Source organism: Streptococcus sp. FDAARGOS_192, from assembly GCF_002073815.2.
Classification (GTDB): Bacteria; Bacillota; Bacilli; order Lactobacillales; family Streptococcaceae; genus Streptococcus; species Streptococcus salivarius_H.
Genome location: NZ_CP020431.2, coordinates 1762638 through 1780819, shown reverse-complemented (window position 1 = coordinate 1780819; position 18182 = coordinate 1762638). Strand labels below are relative to the sequence as shown.

Here is an 18182-nt window from a genome sequence, read left to right as displayed (position 1 = left end):
CTCTTTTTGTTCACTCTTCAATTATGCTGTCACTGTCCATTTACTGTCCTATATTGTGTAAAATATATAAAAGTTGTTAAGTTTACTAGTAGTTAAATCCCTTAAAATCAGTATTTATGATGATAACAAGCCTAAAAAATTCTTGGAACAAGTTTTGCATGTCTATTATAACAGCAAATAATAAACTTTCGGGAAAAGACATATTTTTCGGACAGTTACACTTTATTCTGACATTTTTTATCTTTCTAGTATTGTCTCGATTAATGGTTCTACCCCTTTGTTAATTAACCTTTCTATCTTATGTTGTGCATTGAAACGATTAATGTCATAAGCTACGTATTTTAATATATAAGCAGCCACTTCGTTAACATTATAAGAAAAATGTCCTTTTAAAATTTCATAAGCTAGGCTAGCAAAAGGGTCTGCATCTTCAAATCGTTTGATATATTGCACATAGTTAGAATCAATCTTCTGAATTATATAAGTTGCGTGAGAGTCATCCAAATTCATAAAGCTAAGTAAGCATTCGGTAAAGCGAGTTCCTTTATTGATACAAGATAGGCAGAGATCTTTTTCTGACATTTCATAAATATAGTTTTCTATGTCGTTATCAAAAATACCTTGATTAATTTTTTCCCAGATTTTTTCTTTAAAAGATTCATGACTTCTTATTCTTAACCATGAATTCAACCCGTTCAACATATCTGTTGCATTTTCATACCTATAATTAGGATCGATATTGGTAGCTTTTGTACTGATTGAACGCAGGGTATGCGAAAAATTATTAGGATCTCCAGTCATAACAAAATTGATAATTCTCCCGAGAGAGTATACATCACTACTTTTGTCAGCCTCTTTTAGAAGAGTTAGTTGTTCTGGTGCACAATAAAAAAGCTGTCCAAAAGATGCGGTATCTATAGTTTGATGCGAGGTTAAGATGTTAATATTTTTTCCTAAACCAAAATCCGCTACTTTTATTATTCCGTTTATGAAGAAAATATTAGTAGGGCTTAGATCCCTGTGCAAAATTCCTCGTTTATGCACTAGAGATATAGTGTGAAGTATTTGCCGTAAAATATTAAATTTTGATTCATCTGGTAATTCGCTTTCTTTAATATAATTAGCTAAAGTAAAATCCGCTTTTTCCATTGTGTAGGAATAATTATCGATATTAAAGTCATATACATTTATAATACTTTCAATATCTGAACATGATTTTGTAATTTCAAACTCTCTACGAAATCGACTTCTTAGCGATTCATGTCTAACCGAGTCTTCATTTAATTTTTTTAATACTAATCCTGTAGATTTTTGTAGAAAAATATCTGCAAATCCACCTTTTCCGATTGCTACTAAATCTTGATCGGTTTCTACTAAGAAGAATTCATTGCCTTTTTTTGACAAATACAATGAATAAATTGAGCAGACTTTATTTAATTCCGTTAAAACCTTTTGTTGGTATTCTAAAGAATCAACTTCACCTTTTTGACGTTCTGTTAAAAGATATTGTTTGCTCAATATAATGCTGAAAAAAAGATCAAGTTTACCAGTTTCAGAGAAACTTAGTAATTTATCATTTACATAAACCCATCTTGTTGGGAACCCTTGACGGTAAACATCACTAAAACCGAAATAGCTATTAAAAAAGTCTACTAACTGTGGGCCAGTTTTATAGGTAAATAATTCTGTTTCATCCCCACAGAATATTTTTGCAAGTGTTTTGTAAAATTCTAGATTGATCAATAACGATACCTCTATCATAAATAAGCTAATAGATTCATTATAGCACTATAAATAAAGAAGACTATCTTTGTAATACACTTACTTAATTTTTTATATATCAACAATTTATTTGGTCAATTTAATTTGCTTAATTGACAGAAAAATGAAAGATCTCATTCAATCAGATCTATTTATTTATTTTTTATGAATAAGTTGTACAACCTTGCTAAAGGTTGATATAAAGCTATTTATAAATCACTTGGACACAAACCGTGTCCAATCAGATTTTACGATAAAAAGGTAGAGAAAAAGGTAGAGTTTGAATTGAAATACAGTGCAATAAACTGCAATTGACAAAAAGAAAAAACGCTTGAAATCAGCGTTTTTCTTTTGTATTGATTCGTATTGAATCCTTATTTTACCTCAGTAAGGGTTAAATAACTATGCTATAAACCTTTTAATATCAAGGGTTATAGGCTTTTGAAGTAAAAAGGTAGTGATAAAGGTAGTGATGAAATCAACTTGCCAGTTCTTCCATTTTATTTAGGAAAATATCCACTGCTTCAAACTTCTTTTTAGGAGCTAATTCAGCATAGGTATCCATAGTTGTTGATATGGATTTGTGCCCCATTCTATGTTGTAACTCTTTCCAATTCATACCAGCATTTAACATCATAGAAGCGTGTGTATGGCGGAAGAGGTGGAAGCCATAGTCAGGTAAACCAAGAGCTGATAATCGCTTTTTAAGGGTTGCTCGTTCGTTCCTATCACACATATAGTTACCGTATATGGTTGGAAAAATGAGTGGAGATGTTGGTAAACCATGTTCTTCAAAATAGACAGTCATTTCTTCATGAAACTCTTTGAGATTTTCCATGACTGAAAGTGGAACGGCAACTCTGCGATTTCCAGAGTCAGTTTTAGGAGCTTGCTTACAAACCATCTCTCCTTTGAGACCTAGTTTCTTGTTTGCACTTTTCCACATCAGTGTTTTGCTAACAAGAATTTCATTAGTTTCAAAATCTAGGTCAGATATTTCTAATGCCAATAACTCATTTATTCGCAATGCAGATGCTAATAGTGTGTGGCAAATGACCTTAAAGCGTCTATTTGCTCTTGTGTTGGGCAAGTTTTCAAGGTAGGATAACCAGTGCCTCAAGCCGTCATCATGTAGTACCATGATACGTTCTTTGCTCGCCTTAGGTTTTGGAGGGATTTTGATTGATTTAGCTGGGTTAGTAGTCAGCCCACAGTTTGTAATACCAAAATCAAAAATATCACTGACTTTGTGAGCCATAGCTCCAAAATCCTTTGCACTACCTTTTGGGGCACGCTTTACGCCAGAATCAACGGATTTTTTAGCTTTTTCAGCTAACTTGTTGACCCAAAGTTGAATATCAGCAGGCTCAATCTGGTCAGGTTTATAGTCCCCAAAGTAAGGAATAATATAGGTATCAAGATACCCTCTAACTCGATTAATGGTATTTTGTGAAGATACCCAAGTTTTGAAGTTGCTAAACCATACCTCAGCTAGACTTTCAAAGTTATCAATTTGGGTAGTTTCTTTAATAGTAGAGCCAGCTTTTTCAAACTCAATTTTAGCTTCAACAATTTTTCTATCCAAAGATTTTAATGTTTTAGCAGTAATGGTTTTTGTGATTCGTTTTCCAGTTTTTACATCAGTTCCAATGTAAACCCCTTTGATTGAATAGCTGACATCACCATTTTGTTTGGTGATTTTTGTTATCTTTTTGTTATTGTGTTGAATGATTTCTTTACTCATAGAGCCTCTTTCTTCGGACAATCAAAAGGCTAGAATAGAACCCTCACATTCTTTGTTTGATAATTACATTCTAGCATATTTGGAAGTTAAATAGTTAAAAAATCAATGACGTCTTCCATTTTATAATAGACAGTACGTGTTCCTTCAATTGGAGGTTCAAGGCGTTTCAAACCTTTATTTTCCCATGTTTTCAAGGTGTTAGGAGAAATCTGTAAAATTTTTAGAAGTTCTTTTTGCGTTACAATTCCATAAGAACCAGTATTTTGTAGTTCTTTCTGAATAACTGTAATAAGTGTGTTTAGCAACTCTTCAATTTGGTTTAGTTTAATCGTGTCCATCGGTTGTTCCTCCGTGTTCTTCCATAACTTTTTCTAGCCGTTTCGGATTGTGCCGACGTGAATCCAGATAACGAGCGAAAAAGTAAGTGCGTTCAATGATTAGTCCTAGTAAAGCGGTGTTATTATCTCGTGCGTACCAGACTAGTTCTTCAAATTCTGTGAAGTCATTTTGTTCAATCGTATCAATGACCTCGGTTGTAAAGTCATCAGAATTTTGTTGCACTAGAAATTTATCTAGTTCAAAACCACAACCGCTTTCAATATCCTCAATATTGTAAGGACTTTTATCAGGATTTTCTGCATGGATAAAATAGTCATACATTCCCTTTGGAGATATTACAGGTTCGACATGAGCAGGACCGTTTAATTTATCCTTGATAAGTTCCGAGACCTGAGAATAACTTTTAAGAGAATCGAAATAGAATGCACCATGTTTATGAGCTTTTTTAAACTCTCCAGTTTTCTTATTTATATCTTTATCATGCCACGGTGAAAGTACAAAAGGGACATGAATTTCTTCAAGTATATCTAAATAGTTATCTGGTGCACTTTCTTTATAGAATAGGAAAGCCCACTTATTGGAACGTTGTTCTTTTGCCATAAGCAAGTACCTCTTTTGAATTTATTTGAATTGTGCGATTACTGATTATTGATTTAACGGGGGTCGTAGTAACCCCCGTTAAATCATAAAGCATAGAACGGTGCTGTCTGGCTTTCACTTCGTGAGCCACAGCACCGTTCCTTTTGACATTATCGTTTAGTTCCGATAAAATACAGCCATTTTCCATGTCGTTCAGGGGGCGAAAAGTAATAGTCTGAGTTTCGACTTGAAATTTCTTCGCTGATAAGTGTTTCCATTTCTTTTAAAATCCTTGTTGCTTGTTGGGTTTTAGGAATATGAATTAGTAGTGTAACTTTATTCTCTCGAATATCTACAATTGCCTGTCGAACGGCTTGGTTAAAGTATTTGTTAACAGGGTTATATCGTGTAACCTTCGCTTTTTCGATAGTTGTTACAGTATCAGAATGTTCACTTTGCACCAAGAACCTACGCATGGAGAATGTCTGCCAAATAGATTGCCATAGGTTTTTTAGACTATCTTCTTTTGCCCGTGAATTGGTTTCATAATAAATCAACACTAGGAAAGAGAAAGTAGATATAAGAGTAACAAATAAGCTAATAGTATAGACCATGCTTACAAGTTGGTAAAAGAACGATAGATAAGTAATACTTTGCAAAGCGTTCATACCGATGTTTGTTAGAATAAAGCCGATAGCGCTAAGAAGGCTTAAAATAAATAACAAAGTACAGACATTGAACATCTTTTGATAGTAATTTCTTTTCATAGGCTATAGAATACCTTTCTTTGTGTAGTACGTTGGACATAGCAAGGGCAGAACTTGATACGGGTGTTCATTATCAATAATCTGGACGAGCCCAGTCCCTTTACCAACAGGAATGACAATGCCTTCTGGGTCAAGGTCTGGAAACAAAAATTGCGTAGTTTTCTTATTGATGTTACCGACTTGAATGAGTACATTGAGTTGTTCTCGAACAGAAACGGGAATCGTATTGTGGTCAAAGCGTTGACTGACTAGAAGCAAATGAACTTTTGTAGCACGCCCTAGAAGTGCAATTTGTGACAGTAAGGAAAAGAATGAATCCTTGATGTTTTTATTAACAGCCTCGGATAGAGCAAGGACTTCATCGATGACGATAGTCAAATGTTTAAACTCATGACGTGGATTTTCAAAGAGAATCCCTTGGCGTTTATGAATGATGGTTAAGCATTGACTCAACCTTTCGTTAATTTCGGATACGAAATCAGACTTAGAGCGGTTTTCTTGAGGGTGAATGACGGCAATTTGATGTTGCCTTGCCCAACGTGAAGGGGTATCGAATTTTGGGTCAACGATAATCAAGTCAGAGATGTTTTTAAGTATGCTTAATAGATATGTCAGAGCATAGCTTTTCCCACTTCCTGAATTGCCAGCAATAGCGATAGAAGTCACTTTATCATAGTTAATAGCTAAATTTTTCATGATAGGAATATCATTACTTTTTAAAGAAGAGGTGAATTGCTCAAGGTCTGAAATGATAAGACGTTCAGAAATCCCTTTTTTCCACGGGAAGAATAGTCCTCGTTGAACATGAATATCATCTGTTTTTAATGCGACAAAGTAAGCGGAATTTTGCTTTAACAGTGTGTATTGAGGGTAGAGTGACGCATTAGCGATTAAGAAAATCTTTTGATATAAGTCGTCATCAATAATAAAACCTGATGGAAGACGAGGAATAAAGACAAATCCATTTTCTTGAACAGAAATATCAAAAGAGTTAGTATACGATGTTTCACCCTGTAAAATAGAGCCCAGAGCCATGTTTAAGCTCTGTAACAAGTATTGTTCTAACTCTTTTTTTGTGAGAGAATGAACCATTACTTCACCTCCTTCAAGCTATCCGCTTTGAAGTAAACATTATAGTTCACCTCACATGCCTGTAAGTTATCAAAAGCAACAAGGGAAAGATATTCAGGAAGTTCAGGCTTTTCAAGAAATTTCACTTGGAATGGTGGAAGTCCTTTTTGTCCAAACCAAGTTTTGTAGGCGATAATTTCGCCAGTTGGTTTGCCATCTTCGAACTTTTGTTGGGGTTCAAGCTCATCACTAAATAAGTAGATAGGTGCTTGAAGATTAACATATTGTTCTGCTGTTTGGTTTGTGTAACCGCCTTTGCGGTATTGGGGTTTCATTCTCATATTGAAATACCTCGTGTATTTTATTTATTTTTTGGTTAGTGTAGCGCAATATGCTCGGTTTGAGGTCATGAGCTGGACTTGTTGATAATTTCCTTTCTTATCTATAGGAGATTCAGGTAGAAGAATTCGGAGTTTTTTCAAAAAAAACCAGTATCAGAAGATACTAGTTTAATAAAGATTTGTTAGCTGTAATAGTAATCACTTAGATATTCTTCTAGCTGTTCTAGTGCTTTTAGGTAATGTGATTTTACTGTTTTATCGGTTAGCCCCACTTGTCGTCCTAGTTCAACAAATGATAATGGTTTTTCTGCTATACGTCCTAATACAATTGTTCGGTCTACGAAGCTTAGTTGTTGCAATGCTGAATCACAGTGCATGATAAGTTCTTTTTCTAATAATTGCGTTTCAGAAGATGGCACGTTGGTAATGATTTCATACAGTTCTGTTCTCCGAGCATTTTTTGAAATATTTTTATCCAAACTTTGCTTTGAATGGTATCGGTCTCGTCGTTCTGCATTTTGAAGAGGTTGGTCCATTAAGCGTAGTACTTCATTCCAGTCATTGTTGCTAACTGCTTCGTCAATCTTTTTGTTTCGTTTATCTGTTACGGTCATAATTCGCTTCTTTCTAAGTCCTAGAATTGGACGGAAAGAAACTTTTATGAGCTCACTGGATACCGATAGGTGTAAAAAGGCACACCAAATAAACGGATAAACAGATATATGCGGAACTTGACCGTTATCGTCATAGTTTTCATATTCGTTTCAATCCGTCCATTTGGTGGCCACCAGTTTGGACTGTTAAATTATTTGAAGAAAAAGACACACAATTTTGATATACTTAATAGAAAATATGTTATGTCTTATCTTTACTATTAAGTATGAAGTAGATAGTGTTATTTGCAATAGTGGATAGGGTTTATAAGGTAGATAAGGTTACTAAATAAAGTAAGAGGAGTTGAAAAATGTCTGATAATGTTCCACGCTTAACAGGAGGGATACTGTTTGGGCTCATTCTTGAAGCTAGGAAACCTAGAAAAAGATTACGTAGTACCAAACTAAATGGTGTTGAAACAGATAAAAGTGACGGTTTAAATGAAGATGATATGATGGTATCGTTCATCAAAATTGTTACAGGGGAATCTTTTTTTAAACCGGGAGGGGGAACGTTTAGAAAGAATGTGTCTGACTATAAAAAATGTGTGGTATCTGCCACATCATATTTGACATTTGACGACCAAACATCTATTGAGTCTTTTGAAACTTCAGTTGAACAAAATAAAAAAGACACACTTGAACGTATGTCTGCGTTTATCAGTGATAAGTTTTCAGAGCAAAAAATGAAATGGTTTGTTTCGGCTATTATAGAAACTATCTGTGATGATGAAACAATCGACGATTCGGAGACGTTTAAAATTTCCCTCAATGAGTCGAAAAGTAAGCAAGTATTATTAGATGTTAAATTAATTGAGATTGAGTCATTCTTATTAGATGTAATGAGATATATTTTTGTCAACAAATTAGATAATACTCTTGGTAAGCCAACATTTGAAGCATGGTATTTTCAAAGCGGAGAACGGACCCATTGGAAACTCACTAATGCAGACCTTGGGCAACATATGAATGACTTAGAAATAACTCGATATAATCCAAGTGTGGAAGAGTTTGAGGAACAAGAGCATGTTGAAGAATCAGATACTGAGAACGAGGAAGAGTATAATTTTAATACTGAAAGTGATAACACAATAACAAAACAGGTGTTTAATAATCCCAAAATTATAAATCAGCATGCTAATAATATTTATAATATAGGACATGTAGAAAATTTAAATTAAGGAGAGGACATTGACAAACCAACTTAAAAGTCAGGAAAATTTACCGACAGAATTTCCCCAATCAACACTACAACAAACTGCAGAAAATATTTATAATATTGAGAAAGCTAATAATGTTAATAATATAGTCAATTACGTTCCTCCTCGAACAATGCTACCCACAGATGGTTTTTACAATCTATTTGTAAAATACGATGAGAAATATGAGGGAACTTGTTTTACAATACCAAGAAAAAGAATTCTTAATTGGACAACAGAACAGATTAGTGCTAAGTTCTCTAAGTTTTCATTTGAAGATGTCGAGGAAATAAAAAGTCTTCCTGCTTTGTTTCTTCCTGAGTATAAGGATAATGAAAATATTTCATCTGGTTACTTAGGCTCTTTAGAAGAAATAAACATACCTAAGTATGGGGACCCAGTATTTCATTTTAAAACGACGAAAAGCGTACCTGTAGATTGGGTGAACATACATAAAGATGAACTTATGATTGCCCCATTTGAGTTGGAGAATACTCATTGGGCTATTAAGCGAGCTAACTTAATGGATATATTAGAAAGTTTAACCAATGGCAACGAAGCAGAGTAAAGAAGTAAAAATCCAACGTGAAGTTGAAAAGTGGCTGACTTCCTATGATATGGAATTTGTGACAGCATTTATTGAATTGATAAATGAGAAGATTAGAGCTGTGTAGGTAAATTTTTCTTCAGTGAAAGGAAGGTAATATGGAGAAAATAGATTTTGAAACAGTGCTTGTAGAGAGTTCAAAACTTCCTATGGTTAAAATTGACCGAGAATTATTTCTTAGGAAAGAATTAAAGGGTAGATATAACCCAGAAGTTGTAGAAAAAGCAATTCGATATAGTCCGGCGTATGCAGGCATAAGTGTAGAAGAAATAAACAGAATTGCTAAAAGTTGTATAACCGCAGAAACCACTAGAGTGACTGCGATATCTGCGGTAGCAGGAATTCCTGGTGGATTTGCTTTGATAGGAACAGTACCGGCAGATTTTACTCAATATTTTGCTCATATTTTACGAATTGTTCAAGAATTAATCTATCTTTATGGTTGGAAAGAATTAAATCTTGATTCCACAGAAATGAATCAAGAAACAAAGAATTTACTTATACTATTTGTTGGAATAATGTTTGGAGTAAATGGGTCTGTTAATGCGGTCAATAAGGTAGCTACTCAAGTTGCCAAACAAGTCGCAAAAAAGCTTCCACAAAAGGCATTAACAAAAGGAACTGTGTATCCAATAGTAAAGCGAGTTGCTGCTTTGTTGGGCGTTCGAATGACAAAACAAATTTTCTCAAAAGGAGTTGCAAAAGTAGTTCCTTTTGTAGGTGCTGCAATTTCTGGAGGGGTAACATTTATTACCTATAATCTAATGGCGGAAAAACTTAGAGAGTATCTAGCTTCGAATGAATTAGCAAGTGTTGAACATTACAAACAAATGGTAGATGAAGCAATTATTGATGTTGAAATAATAGAAGATGCCGAATCTGTAACTGAGTAAAATAAAAGAAAAACTAAACACTAGGATATGGGGCGATAGAAAGTAAAAAGGTAATCTAATTATAGAGAGATGCTAGCCCCCCTTTTATTTCGTAAAAAATAAAAACGCAGGCTTAACCAAGCCTACGTTTTGTATTCCACAAATTTTGGAAAATACTACGTTATTTCAAAAATTTTTAGGAATGCAAATACAGAAAAAGAGGAGCCTCATGATGAAGCTCCTCTGCTTTTAATTGTCCGAATCAGTATTCTTATTTCAAAAAAAGGTAGTGAAAAAGGTAGTGATTCGGTTGATTTATATTGCGATGTAGTGAAATTTAGAAAATCAAGAATCGCTTTAAATCAAGGTTTCTACCGTCTAGTGACGTGTAGTGAATCCTTATTTCACCTCAGTAAAGATTACGTGTTTACGCAATTTTGGTGAGTATTTTTTCAATTGAAGACGGTCTGGAGTGTTACGTTTGTTTTTTGAAGTAAGGTACAAGCGTTCACCAGATTCTTTGTGTTCAAGTGTAATATTTACGCGCATGGTATCTCCCTTCTATTATTTAGCTGCGTTAGCTTTAGCGATTTTACGTCCTTTGTAGTATCCTTTAAGTGATACACGGTGTGAACGTGAGTAATCTCCAGTTGTTTCGTCAAATTGTACTGATGGAGCAGTCAATTTGTAGTGTGTACGACGTTTGTTTTTCTTCGCTTTTGAAGTGTGACGTGCAGGTACTGCCATTTCTTTATTTCCTCCGAATTAATATTTATGTTCTTGATTTTAAATCAACTATAACAGAATAACATATCTTTTTTGTAAAGTAAAGTTACTTGACAAAAAACTTCTCAAGAAAATATATAGTTAAAAACTATACAATGTGATAGTAAATACATATTTCACAGCTATAACAGCAAGTGCTAGAATAGGCTTATTATTACATTAAATGAAAGAATAAAAAGGAGTAAATAACTATGAGTAAAGTTCATTATCATTTTGATCATGTTGGTTCTTACCTTCGTCCACAAGCTTTAAAAGAAGCACGTGAAAAATTTGCCAATGGTGAGATTTCGCAAGAGGAATTGTTGAAAGTACAAGATGAATTGGTTAAGGAATTGGTTCATCATGAGGTAGAAAATGGCCTTCAAGTCGTTTCTGATGGTGAATTTGGTCGTTCTTGGTGGCACCTTGACTTCCTATGGAACCTAACTGGTTTTGAAGCTTACCAACAAGAGGATTCATATAAATTCCATGGAGCTAAGACACGTACAACTAACGTTCGTATCAATGGTAAAATTGCTGAAAATCCTAATCATCCTTTCTATCGTGACTTTGAATATCTTAAATCAGTGACTCCTGAAGGAATTACTCCAAAAGTAACTATTCCAAGTCCATCACTCATCATTAACCGTGACCACCGTAGTGATCTTTATGCTGATTACTATGATTCATGGACAGATTTCCTTGATGATTTGGCTAAAGCTTACCATGATACCATCCAACATTTCTACGATTTGGGTGCACGTTATGTACAATTGGATGATACGACTTGGGGTTATTTGATTCAACAGTTTGAGAATGAAAAAAATAATCCTGAGAAAACAGCTGAGTTGGCAAAAATTGCTGAGGATGATGTATACACTATCAATAAAGCTTTGGAAGGTCTTCCAGAAGATTTGACTTTGGCTACTCACATTTGTCGTGGGAACTTTAAGTCAACTTATCTTTTTGAAGGTGGCTATGATTCAGTCGCTAAATATCTTGGTCAATTGAACTATGATATCTTCTTCTTGGAATACGATGATGCGCGTTCAGGTAGCTTCGCACCACTTCCAACGATTTGGAATAACCGTGATCATGTTGAATTGGTACTTGGTGTGATTACTTCTAAGGATCCAGCTTTGGAAGATGTAGATGCTGTCATTGCTCGTATCCATGAAGCGGCTGAACTTGTACCACTTAAGAACCTTGGTATCTCAACTCAATGTGGTTTTGCCTCAACTGAAGAAGGTAATATCTTGACTGAGCAAGATGAGTGGAATAAATTGCAATTGATTAAAACAATTACTGATAAAGTTTGGTCATAATAGAAAAAATGCAGAGGACAGGCTCAGCTTGTTCTCTATTTTTATGAATATAGAAAGGATGTGTCATGGATTATAAAGAGATAGGACAGAAAATTTTAGAAGCTGTAGGAGGAAAGGAGAACGTTCAGAATCTAACCCATTGTGCGACACGTTTACGCTTTACCTTAGCAGATGATTCTAAAGCTGATGATGAGGCTGTTAAAGCTATCGATGGTGTGGTGAGTTTGGCTAAGAGTGGTGGCCAGTATCAAGTTGTTGTTGGGAGTGATGTACCAAATGTATACCGCGCTTTAGAAGGTTTATTGAATCTGGATGAAATATCTAAGGAATCATCGGAAAAACAAGATAGAACTCCTCTTCAAAGCTTTTTAGCTCTTATTTCTGGGATTTTCACCCCAATCTTACAGTAATTACAGCAGCAGGGATGATCAAGGCCGTTTTGTCCCTTTTGGTTGTCTTTAAGGTAGTAGCTGTAGATGATGTTAATTATCAAGTTCTTAATTTTATTGGCGATGCTGGATTTTATTTCTTACCTGTATTTTTAGGTGCCTCAGCAGCTCGACAGTTTAAGACGAATGCTCAATTGGGGATGTTGATTGGTGCTATTTTATTACACCCAACTTTTACTCAGATTGTGACAACTGCCAAGGAATCAGGTCATGGCGTCTCTTTCTTTAGTATTCCTCTTACATTAACTTCTTACTCATCAACGGTTATCCCTGTTATTTTGGCAGTTTGGTTTATGAGTGACGTGGAGCGCTTTGCGATTAAAATTTCACCAAAGGCTGTGAAGTTTTTCTTGGTTCCTATGATTACGACCTTAATTACTGCAATCGTAACACTTTTGATTTTAGGTCCAATTGGTGCTGTCATTGGTAACTGGTTGGGTGACTTCTTTAAGTGGTTGGAAAACTTTGGCCCATGGGTTGTTCCGACAATTGTAGGAGCAACCTTCCCGTTAATGGTTACAACAGGAACTCACTATGGCTTAGTATCCATTGGAATCAATAACCGTATGACTATTGGTTATGATACGATTGCACAGCCAGGTGCTTTGGCTTCAAATGTGGCTCAGGGTGGAGCAGCTCTTGCTATTGCTTTAAAAACTAAGGATACCAATAAAAAGCTCTAGCTTCATCTGCTGGGATTACTGCGATTTGTGGGATTACGGAACCGGCTCTTTATGGGGTAACTTTGCAAAATAAAGCAGCCCTTATAGGATCTATTGTTGCAGGGGGAGTAGGTGGCTTCTTCCTTGGTATTTTAGGTGCGAGAAATTTTGCGGGTGGTTCCCCGGGTATCTTGACGATTGCTGCGTATATTGGTGAAGATATACTTAAATATTTTTACACAGCTATTGCAGGTCTTGTAATTTCTGTTGTGGTATCTTTCATTGTGACCTTCATTCTTTATAAGGAAGATTAATGATTGTGGCAGGCCGAGAGGTCTGTTTCTTTCTTACGTTGAAAAATCCTCCACCATTTCCCAAAAGCTATATAAATTATGATAGAATAGAGTGATTATATCTGTAATAACGGAAAAGGAGGGCAGGTCTATCTGAGGCCTGTATCATCATTATGAAACTTCAAAAACCTAAGGGAACGCAGGATATTTTACCTGCGGATAGTGCCAAATGGCAGTACGTAGAAAATGTTGCACGTGAAACATTTAAGAAATACAATTATGGTGAAATTCGTACACCTATGTTTGAACATTACGAGGTCATTTCACGTTCAGTAGGTGATACAACTGACATCGTTACTAAGGAAATGTATGATTTTCATGATAAGGGAGACCGTCATATTACACTTCGTCCAGAAGGAACAGCACCGGTTGTACGCTCTTATGTAGAAAACAAACTCTTTGCGCCAGAGGTCCAAAAACCTGTTAAAGTTTATTATATTGGATCAATGTTCCGTTATGAACGTCCTCAAGCAGGACGCTTGCGCGAGTTCCACCAACTAGGTGTAGAGTGCTTTGGATCAAAAAATCCTGCAACAGATGTTGAAACCATTGCTATGGCCTACCAACTCTTTAATACGCTTGGCATTAAGGATGTTACCCTTCATTTGAATAGCCTTGGAAATACTGAGAGTCGTCTGGCTTATCGTCAGGCCTTGATTGACTACTTGACACCGATGCGTGAAAGTTTGTCAAAAGATAGTCAACGCCGTTTGGATGAAAATCCTTTGCGAGTACTCGATTCAAAAGAAAAAGAAGATAAGGTTGCAGTTGAAAATGCTCCCTCTATCCTTGATTATTTAGATGAAGAAAGTCAAGCGCACTTTGACGAAGTACGTACCATGCTCGATAGTCTTAACATTCCTTACGTGATTGATACTAATATGGTACGTGGTCTTGATTACTATAATCACACGATTTTTGAATTTATTACCACTATTGATAAGTCTGAATTGACAATTTGTGCAGGCGGTCGTTACGATAGTTTGGTTGAATACTTCGGTGGTCCAGAAACAGCTGGTTTTGGTTTTGGACTTGGTTTAGAACGCTTGCTTTTGGTTCTTGATAAACAAGGTATTGAGCTTCCAGTGGAAGAAAATCTGGATGTTTACATTGCAGTACTTGGTTCAGGTGCCAATGGCAAAGCTCTTGAGTTAGTTCAAGCTATCCGCTATCAAGGATTTAAGGCTGAACGTGATTACCTTGGACGTAAGATTAAGGCACAATTTAAGTCAGCAGATACCTTCAAGGCCAAGACGGTTATCACATTAGGTGAGAGTGAAGTGGAGTCAGGTCAGGTTAATGTCAAAAATAATGCTACTCGTGAGGAAGTTACTGTAAGTTTCGAAGAGCTAACTAACAACTTTGCAGCAGTCCTCAAACAGTTAGAAAAGTAGGGGGCATATGGTTAGTATAGTTGATATGCTCAAACGGAGTGAAAAGTTCAGTTTGGCTTTTGATCGTAATATGCCAATTCGTTTCCAGCAACAGTTTTGGCAGTTGATTACCTTTCTTGATAAACATGACATTACTTGGTTCAATGATGAGCCTGCAAGTGATCATGCGATGTGTCAGCAATTACTTGGTCAGGTTTGGCGTCAAGATTGTCAAGATGTGGTCTTGAGTTTTGAAACACAGGAACGTTATTTGGGATGGCAGGTAGACGAGGAAACTGATGAACTTAGTGTTATCATTGAAGATGTTTACGGATTCCGTTGGAATAGTTTACTTGACTTAGAAACAGCTGATTATCGTTTTGAAGATTTTGAAGAGTTTGCTGAAGATTACGTGGATACTAGTGATTTGTTGAAACAATTTGGCAAATAGTTTTATAAAAAAGAAAGTCTATTAAAATTCTAACCTGAAATGGGTGGGGTTTTGATGGGCTTTTTGCTATAATAGTTAAGACTAAAAAATTAACGAAAGAAGTGTATTTATGGAACGTTCTATGTATGCCGGACGTGTTCGTAGTGAACACATCGGAACTACTATTACTTTGAAAGGTTGGGTATCTCGCCGTCGTAACCTCGGAGGTTTGATTTTCATCGATCTTCGTGACCGTGAAGGTTTGATGCAGTTGGTTGTTAACCCTGAAAATGCGGATGCTAATGTTGTTGAAACAGCTGAAAGCTTGCGTAGCGAATTTGTTATTGAAGTAACAGGAATTGTTGAAGCGCGTGAACAAGCTAATGATAACTTGCCTACAGGTGCTGTCGAACTTAAAGTTGAAAATCTTAAAGTCCTTAATACTGCCAAAACAACGCCATTTGAAATTAAAGATGGTGTTGAGGCTAGTGATGATACACGTATGCGTTACCGCTACTTGGATCTTCGTCGTCCAGAGATGTTGGAAAACTTTAAGCTCCGTGCAAAGGTAACTCACGCCATCCGAAATTATCTTGATGACTTGGAATTTATCGATGTTGAAACACCAATGTTGACAAAATCTACACCAGAAGGTGCTCGTGATTACTTGGTTCCAAGCCGTGTTAGCCAAGGTCACTTTTATGCTCTTCCGCAAAGTCCTCAAATCACTAAACAATTATTGATGAATGCTGGTTTTGACCGTTATTATCAAATTGTTAAGTGTTTCCGTGATGAAGATTTGCGTGGAGACCGTCAACCTGAGTTTACACAAGTTGACTTGGAAACCTCTTTCCTTAATGAGCAAGAAATCCAAGATATTACAGAGGGATTGATTGCTAAGGTTATGAAAGAAACTAAAGGGATTGAAGTTACATTACCATTCCCACGCATGTCTTATGATGATGCCATGAATAACTATGGTTCTGACAAGCCAGATACACGCTTTGACATGCTTTTACAAGACTTGACAGAGGTTGTCAAGGGTGTAGACTTCAAAGTGTTTGCTGAGGCACCAGCTGTTAAGGCAATTGTTGTCAAAGGAAATGCAGACAAATACTCACGTAAAAGTATTGACAAGTTGACAGAGTTTGCCAAACAATTTGGCGCTAAAGGTCTTGCTTGGGTTAAGATGACTGACGGAGCTCTAGCAGGTCCAGTTGCTAAATTCTTGACAAGTATTGAAGATAAGTTGACAGATGCTTTACACCTTGAAGAGAATGATCTAGTTCTTTTTGTAGCAGATACACTTGAAATCGCTAATAACACACTTGGTGCTTTGCGTAATCAAATTGCTAAAGAACTTGACATGATTGACAACACTAAGTTCAACTTCCTTTGGGTTGTCGATTGGCCAATGTTTGAGTGGTCTGAAGAAGAGGGACGCTATATGTCTGCTCACCACCCATTTACTTTGCCAACAGAAGATTCTGCAGCAGAGCTTGAAGGAGATCTTTCCAAGGTACGTGCTGTAGCTTATGATATTGTCTTGAATGGTTATGAGCTTGGTGGGGGTAGTCTACGTATCAATCATAAAGAACTACAGGAACGTATGTTGAAAGCCCTTGGTTTCTCTGAAGAATCAGCCTATGAGCAATTTGGATTCCTTCTTGAAGCTATGGACTATGGTTTCCCACCACATGGTGGTTTGGCTATCGGTCTTGACCGTTTTGTTATGCTTCTTGCAGGTAAAGATAATATCCGTGAAGTGATTGCCTTCCCTAAAAATAATAAGGCATCAGATCCTATGACTCAGGCTCCAAGTCTTGTGGCTGATAAACAGTTGGAAGAACTTGCCCTTCATGTAGATTTAGAAAATGAATAAAGCACCTCTTCATAAACATGTTAAATTTGTAGCGAAAAAGTCTGCGAAGAAAATGGGCGTTTTGCAGGCTGCACGTAGTATTTCCCGTGAAAAATATACTGAAAAAGTTTCAGCTTCTTTACTTTACGGGCTCTTATCGTCAATCGCCGTTAATTTCTTTTTTCAACCTGGACATGTTTACTCCAGTGGAGCAACAGGTTTGGCACAGGTTTTATCGGCATTGAGTGTTAGAACTTTAGGCTTTGAGATACCAGTATCATTGACTTTCTATGCAATTAATATCCCTCTCTTGATTCTGGCTTGGTATAAGATTGGCCATAAATTTACAATCTTTACTTTCATTACAGTAACGATGAGCTCCCTTTTTATTCAGGTGATGCCACATGTAACCTTGACAGAGGATCCTTTGATCAATGCTATCTTTGGTGGTTTGGTCATGGGAACGGGAATTGGTTTCGGTTTAAAATCACGTATCTCTAGTGGAGGGACGGATATCGTTAGCCTCACTATTCGTAAGAAAACAGGCCGTGATGTTGGGAATATCTCCTTGATTGTCAATGGGATTATCATGGTTTTTGCGGGCATTCTTTTTGGTTGGAAATATGCTCTTTATTCAATGGTGACTATTTTTGTTTCTAGTCGAGTTACAGATGCGATTTTCACGAAACAAAAGAAAATGCAGGCTATGATTGTCACAAGTAATCCCGACCCAGTTGTAAGGATGATTCAGAAAAAACTCCACCGTGGAGTAACGATGATTAATGATGCGGAAGGGACTTATAATCACGAAAAGAAAGCAGTATTACTGGCGATTATTACGCGTGAAGAGTATACTGACTTCAAGCATTATATGAGAAAGGCAGATCCCAAAGCCTTTGTCTCCATCGCAGAAAATGTACATATTCTAGGTCGTTTTGTTGATTTAGATGACTAACAAAAAAGGAAGTTGACGAATGTTAGCTTCTTTTTTGTTGGAGAGAATTCTTGACGAAATGCCTGCTTGACTTTAC

General features: G+C 36.2%; 22 protein-coding genes. 12 read left to right on the top strand and 10 right to left on the bottom strand.

All coding sequences use genetic code 11. From position 1 onward, the window contains the following. Positions 1 to 237: 237 nt before the first annotated feature. From A6J31_RS09180 to A6J31_RS09145, 8 genes are all read right to left on the bottom strand, one after another. Positions 238 to 1743, bottom strand: a complete 1506-nt coding sequence (locus tag A6J31_RS09180; protein ID WP_048790906.1) for a serine/threonine-protein kinase — start codon at positions 1741 to 1743, stop codon at positions 238 to 240. Between the two features lie 496 nt (positions 1744 to 2239). Further along, on the bottom strand, positions 2240 to 3505 hold the full coding sequence (locus tag A6J31_RS09175) for a tyrosine-type recombinase/integrase (protein WP_045772053.1): 1266 nt from the start codon (positions 3503 to 3505) through the stop codon (positions 2240 to 2242). Between the two features lie 86 nt (positions 3506 to 3591). Continuing rightward, positions 3592 to 3843: a MerR family transcriptional regulator gene (locus A6J31_RS09170; RefSeq protein ID WP_045772052.1), complete on the bottom strand. Its 252-nt coding sequence runs from the start codon at positions 3841 to 3843 to the stop codon at positions 3592 to 3594. Continuing rightward, positions 3830 to 4444, bottom strand: a complete 615-nt coding sequence (locus A6J31_RS09165) for a replication protein (protein WP_045772051.1) — start codon at positions 4442 to 4444, stop codon at positions 3830 to 3832. Before A6J31_RS09165 ends, A6J31_RS09170 begins: the two co-directional genes overlap by 14 nt. A 149-nt stretch (positions 4445 to 4593) precedes the next feature. Then, positions 4594 to 5190: a hypothetical protein gene (locus tag A6J31_RS09160; RefSeq protein WP_045772050.1), complete on the bottom strand. Its 597-nt coding sequence runs from the start codon at positions 5188 to 5190 to the stop codon at positions 4594 to 4596. A 3-nt stretch (positions 5191 to 5193) separates the two neighbouring features. Continuing rightward, positions 5194 to 6282, bottom strand: coding sequence for a cell division protein FtsK (locus A6J31_RS09155; protein ID WP_045772049.1), 1089 nt, complete (start codon positions 6280 to 6282; stop codon positions 5194 to 5196). Continuing rightward, a complete protein-coding gene (locus A6J31_RS09150) occupies positions 6282 to 6596 on the bottom strand; it encodes a hypothetical protein (protein WP_045772063.1) in 315 nt (104 codons plus the stop codon). Before A6J31_RS09150 ends, A6J31_RS09155 begins: the two co-directional genes overlap by 1 nt. 188 nt (positions 6597 to 6784) lie before the next feature. After that, positions 6785 to 7216: an RNA polymerase sigma factor gene (locus A6J31_RS09145; RefSeq protein ID WP_045772048.1), complete on the bottom strand. Its 432-nt coding sequence runs from the start codon at positions 7214 to 7216 to the stop codon at positions 6785 to 6787. A gap of 350 nt (positions 7217 to 7566) precedes the next feature. Between A6J31_RS09145 and A6J31_RS09140 the strand changes: the two genes are divergently transcribed. Genes A6J31_RS09140 through A6J31_RS09130 form a run of 4 tightly spaced genes read left to right on the top strand, consistent with a single transcriptional unit; the run spans position 7567 to position 9954 of the window. After that, complete coding sequence (locus tag A6J31_RS09140) at positions 7567 to 8436, top strand: hypothetical protein (protein WP_045772047.1); 870 nt, start codon at positions 7567 to 7569, stop codon at positions 8434 to 8436. 10 nt (positions 8437 to 8446) lie between these two features. Then, the gene (locus A6J31_RS09135) at positions 8447 to 9022 is read left to right on the top strand and encodes a hypothetical protein (RefSeq protein ID WP_045772046.1); all 576 of its coding nucleotides are present in this window, start codon (positions 8447 to 8449) and stop codon (positions 9020 to 9022) included. Further along, positions 9003 to 9128: a hypothetical protein gene (locus A6J31_RS11790; protein WP_259666657.1), complete on the top strand. Its 126-nt coding sequence runs from the start codon at positions 9003 to 9005 to the stop codon at positions 9126 to 9128. Before A6J31_RS09135 ends, A6J31_RS11790 begins: the two co-directional genes overlap by 20 nt. A 31-nt stretch (positions 9129 to 9159) precedes the next feature. Beyond that, complete coding sequence (locus A6J31_RS09130; protein ID WP_045772045.1) at positions 9160 to 9954, top strand: hypothetical protein; 795 nt, start codon at positions 9160 to 9162, stop codon at positions 9952 to 9954. Between the two features lie 378 nt (positions 9955 to 10332). Here A6J31_RS09130 and rpmG read toward each other — a convergent pair whose 3' ends face one another. Together rpmG and rpmF are read right to left on the bottom strand one after the other, a co-directional pair. Continuing rightward, entirely contained in the window at positions 10333 to 10482 is a 150-nt protein-coding gene (gene rpmG, locus A6J31_RS09125; RefSeq protein WP_002262412.1) for a 50S ribosomal protein L33, read from the bottom strand. A 15-nt stretch (positions 10483 to 10497) separates the two neighbouring features. Next, complete coding sequence (gene rpmF, locus A6J31_RS09120; RefSeq protein ID WP_002885630.1) at positions 10498 to 10680, bottom strand: 50S ribosomal protein L32; 183 nt, start codon at positions 10678 to 10680, stop codon at positions 10498 to 10500. Positions 10681 to 10910: 230 nt separating this feature from the next. On the opposite strand from rpmF, the gene A6J31_RS09115 reads away from it, so the two are divergent. The 8 genes from A6J31_RS09115 (at position 10911) to A6J31_RS09085 (ending at position 18106) form a co-directional block, all read left to right on the top strand. Next, positions 10911 to 12023 (top strand): vitamin B12 independent methionine synthase, encoded by a 1113-nt coding sequence (locus A6J31_RS09115; RefSeq protein WP_002885813.1) that lies wholly within the window; start codon positions 10911 to 10913, stop codon positions 12021 to 12023. A gap of 65 nt (positions 12024 to 12088) precedes the next feature. Beyond that, positions 12089 to 12433 (top strand): PTS transporter subunit EIIB, encoded by a 345-nt coding sequence (locus A6J31_RS11750; RefSeq protein WP_225791569.1) that lies wholly within the window; start codon positions 12089 to 12091, stop codon positions 12431 to 12433. A 14-nt stretch (positions 12434 to 12447) separates the two neighbouring features. After that, positions 12448 to 13155, top strand: coding sequence for a PTS transporter subunit EIIC (locus tag A6J31_RS11745; protein ID WP_241673328.1), 708 nt, complete (start codon positions 12448 to 12450; stop codon positions 13153 to 13155). Between the two features lie 62 nt (positions 13156 to 13217). Further along, positions 13218 to 13448, top strand: coding sequence for a hypothetical protein (locus A6J31_RS11740; protein WP_080611024.1), 231 nt, complete (start codon positions 13218 to 13220; stop codon positions 13446 to 13448). A 152-nt stretch (positions 13449 to 13600) separates the two neighbouring features. Continuing rightward, positions 13601 to 14881, top strand: a complete 1281-nt coding sequence (hisS, locus tag A6J31_RS09105; protein ID WP_080611022.1) for a histidine--tRNA ligase — start codon at positions 13601 to 13603, stop codon at positions 14879 to 14881. Between the two features lie 7 nt (positions 14882 to 14888). Continuing rightward, the gene (locus A6J31_RS09100) at positions 14889 to 15311 is read left to right on the top strand and encodes a hypothetical protein (protein ID WP_080611021.1); all 423 of its coding nucleotides are present in this window, start codon (positions 14889 to 14891) and stop codon (positions 15309 to 15311) included. A gap of 109 nt (positions 15312 to 15420) precedes the next feature. Then, positions 15421 to 17172, top strand: a complete 1752-nt coding sequence (aspS, locus tag A6J31_RS09090; protein WP_080611019.1) for an aspartate--tRNA ligase — start codon at positions 15421 to 15423, stop codon at positions 17170 to 17172. Next, complete coding sequence (locus A6J31_RS09085; protein WP_070475392.1) at positions 17165 to 18106, top strand: YitT family protein; 942 nt, start codon at positions 17165 to 17167, stop codon at positions 18104 to 18106. Before aspS ends, A6J31_RS09085 begins: the two co-directional genes overlap by 8 nt. Positions 18107 to 18182 lie beyond the last annotated feature (76 nt).

Coding starts and splice junctions, on each gene's coding strand:
- hisS (WP_080611022.1), top strand. CDS start 13,601: ATGAAACTTCAAAAACCTAAGGGAACGCAGGATATTTTACCTGCGGAT.
- A6J31_RS09100 (WP_080611021.1), top strand. CDS start 14,889: ATGGTTAGTATAGTTGATATGCTCAAACGGAGTGAAAAGTTCAGTTTG.
- A6J31_RS11750 (WP_225791569.1), top strand. CDS start 12,089: ATGGATTATAAAGAGATAGGACAGAAAATTTTAGAAGCTGTAGGAGGA.
- rpmF (WP_002885630.1), bottom strand. CDS start 10,680: ATGGCAGTACCTGCACGTCACACTTCAAAAGCGAAGAAAAACAAACGT.
- aspS (WP_080611019.1), top strand. CDS start 15,421: ATGGAACGTTCTATGTATGCCGGACGTGTTCGTAGTGAACACATCGGA.
- A6J31_RS09175 (WP_045772053.1), bottom strand. CDS start 3,505: ATGAGTAAAGAAATCATTCAACACAATAACAAAAAGATAACAAAAATC.
- A6J31_RS09130 (WP_045772045.1), top strand. CDS start 9,160: ATGGAGAAAATAGATTTTGAAACAGTGCTTGTAGAGAGTTCAAAACTT.
- A6J31_RS09155 (WP_045772049.1), bottom strand. CDS start 6,282: ATGGTTCATTCTCTCACAAAAAAAGAGTTAGAACAATACTTGTTACAG.
- A6J31_RS11790 (WP_259666657.1), top strand. CDS start 9,003: ATGGCAACGAAGCAGAGTAAAGAAGTAAAAATCCAACGTGAAGTTGAA.
- A6J31_RS09085 (WP_070475392.1), top strand. CDS start 17,165: ATGAATAAAGCACCTCTTCATAAACATGTTAAATTTGTAGCGAAAAAG.
- A6J31_RS09145 (WP_045772048.1), bottom strand. CDS start 7,216: ATGACCGTAACAGATAAACGAAACAAAAAGATTGACGAAGCAGTTAGC.
- A6J31_RS09165 (WP_045772051.1), bottom strand. CDS start 4,444: ATGGCAAAAGAACAACGTTCCAATAAGTGGGCTTTCCTATTCTATAAA.
- A6J31_RS09115 (WP_002885813.1), top strand. CDS start 10,911: ATGAGTAAAGTTCATTATCATTTTGATCATGTTGGTTCTTACCTTCGT.
- A6J31_RS11745 (WP_241673328.1), top strand. CDS start 12,448: ATGATCAAGGCCGTTTTGTCCCTTTTGGTTGTCTTTAAGGTAGTAGCT.
- A6J31_RS09160 (WP_045772050.1), bottom strand. CDS start 5,190: ATGAAAAGAAATTACTATCAAAAGATGTTCAATGTCTGTACTTTGTTA.
- A6J31_RS09140 (WP_045772047.1), top strand. CDS start 7,567: ATGTCTGATAATGTTCCACGCTTAACAGGAGGGATACTGTTTGGGCTC.
- A6J31_RS09170 (WP_045772052.1), bottom strand. CDS start 3,843: ATGGACACGATTAAACTAAACCAAATTGAAGAGTTGCTAAACACACTT.
- A6J31_RS09150 (WP_045772063.1), bottom strand. CDS start 6,596: ATGAAACCCCAATACCGCAAAGGCGGTTACACAAACCAAACAGCAGAA.
- rpmG (WP_002262412.1), bottom strand. CDS start 10,482: ATGCGCGTAAATATTACACTTGAACACAAAGAATCTGGTGAACGCTTG.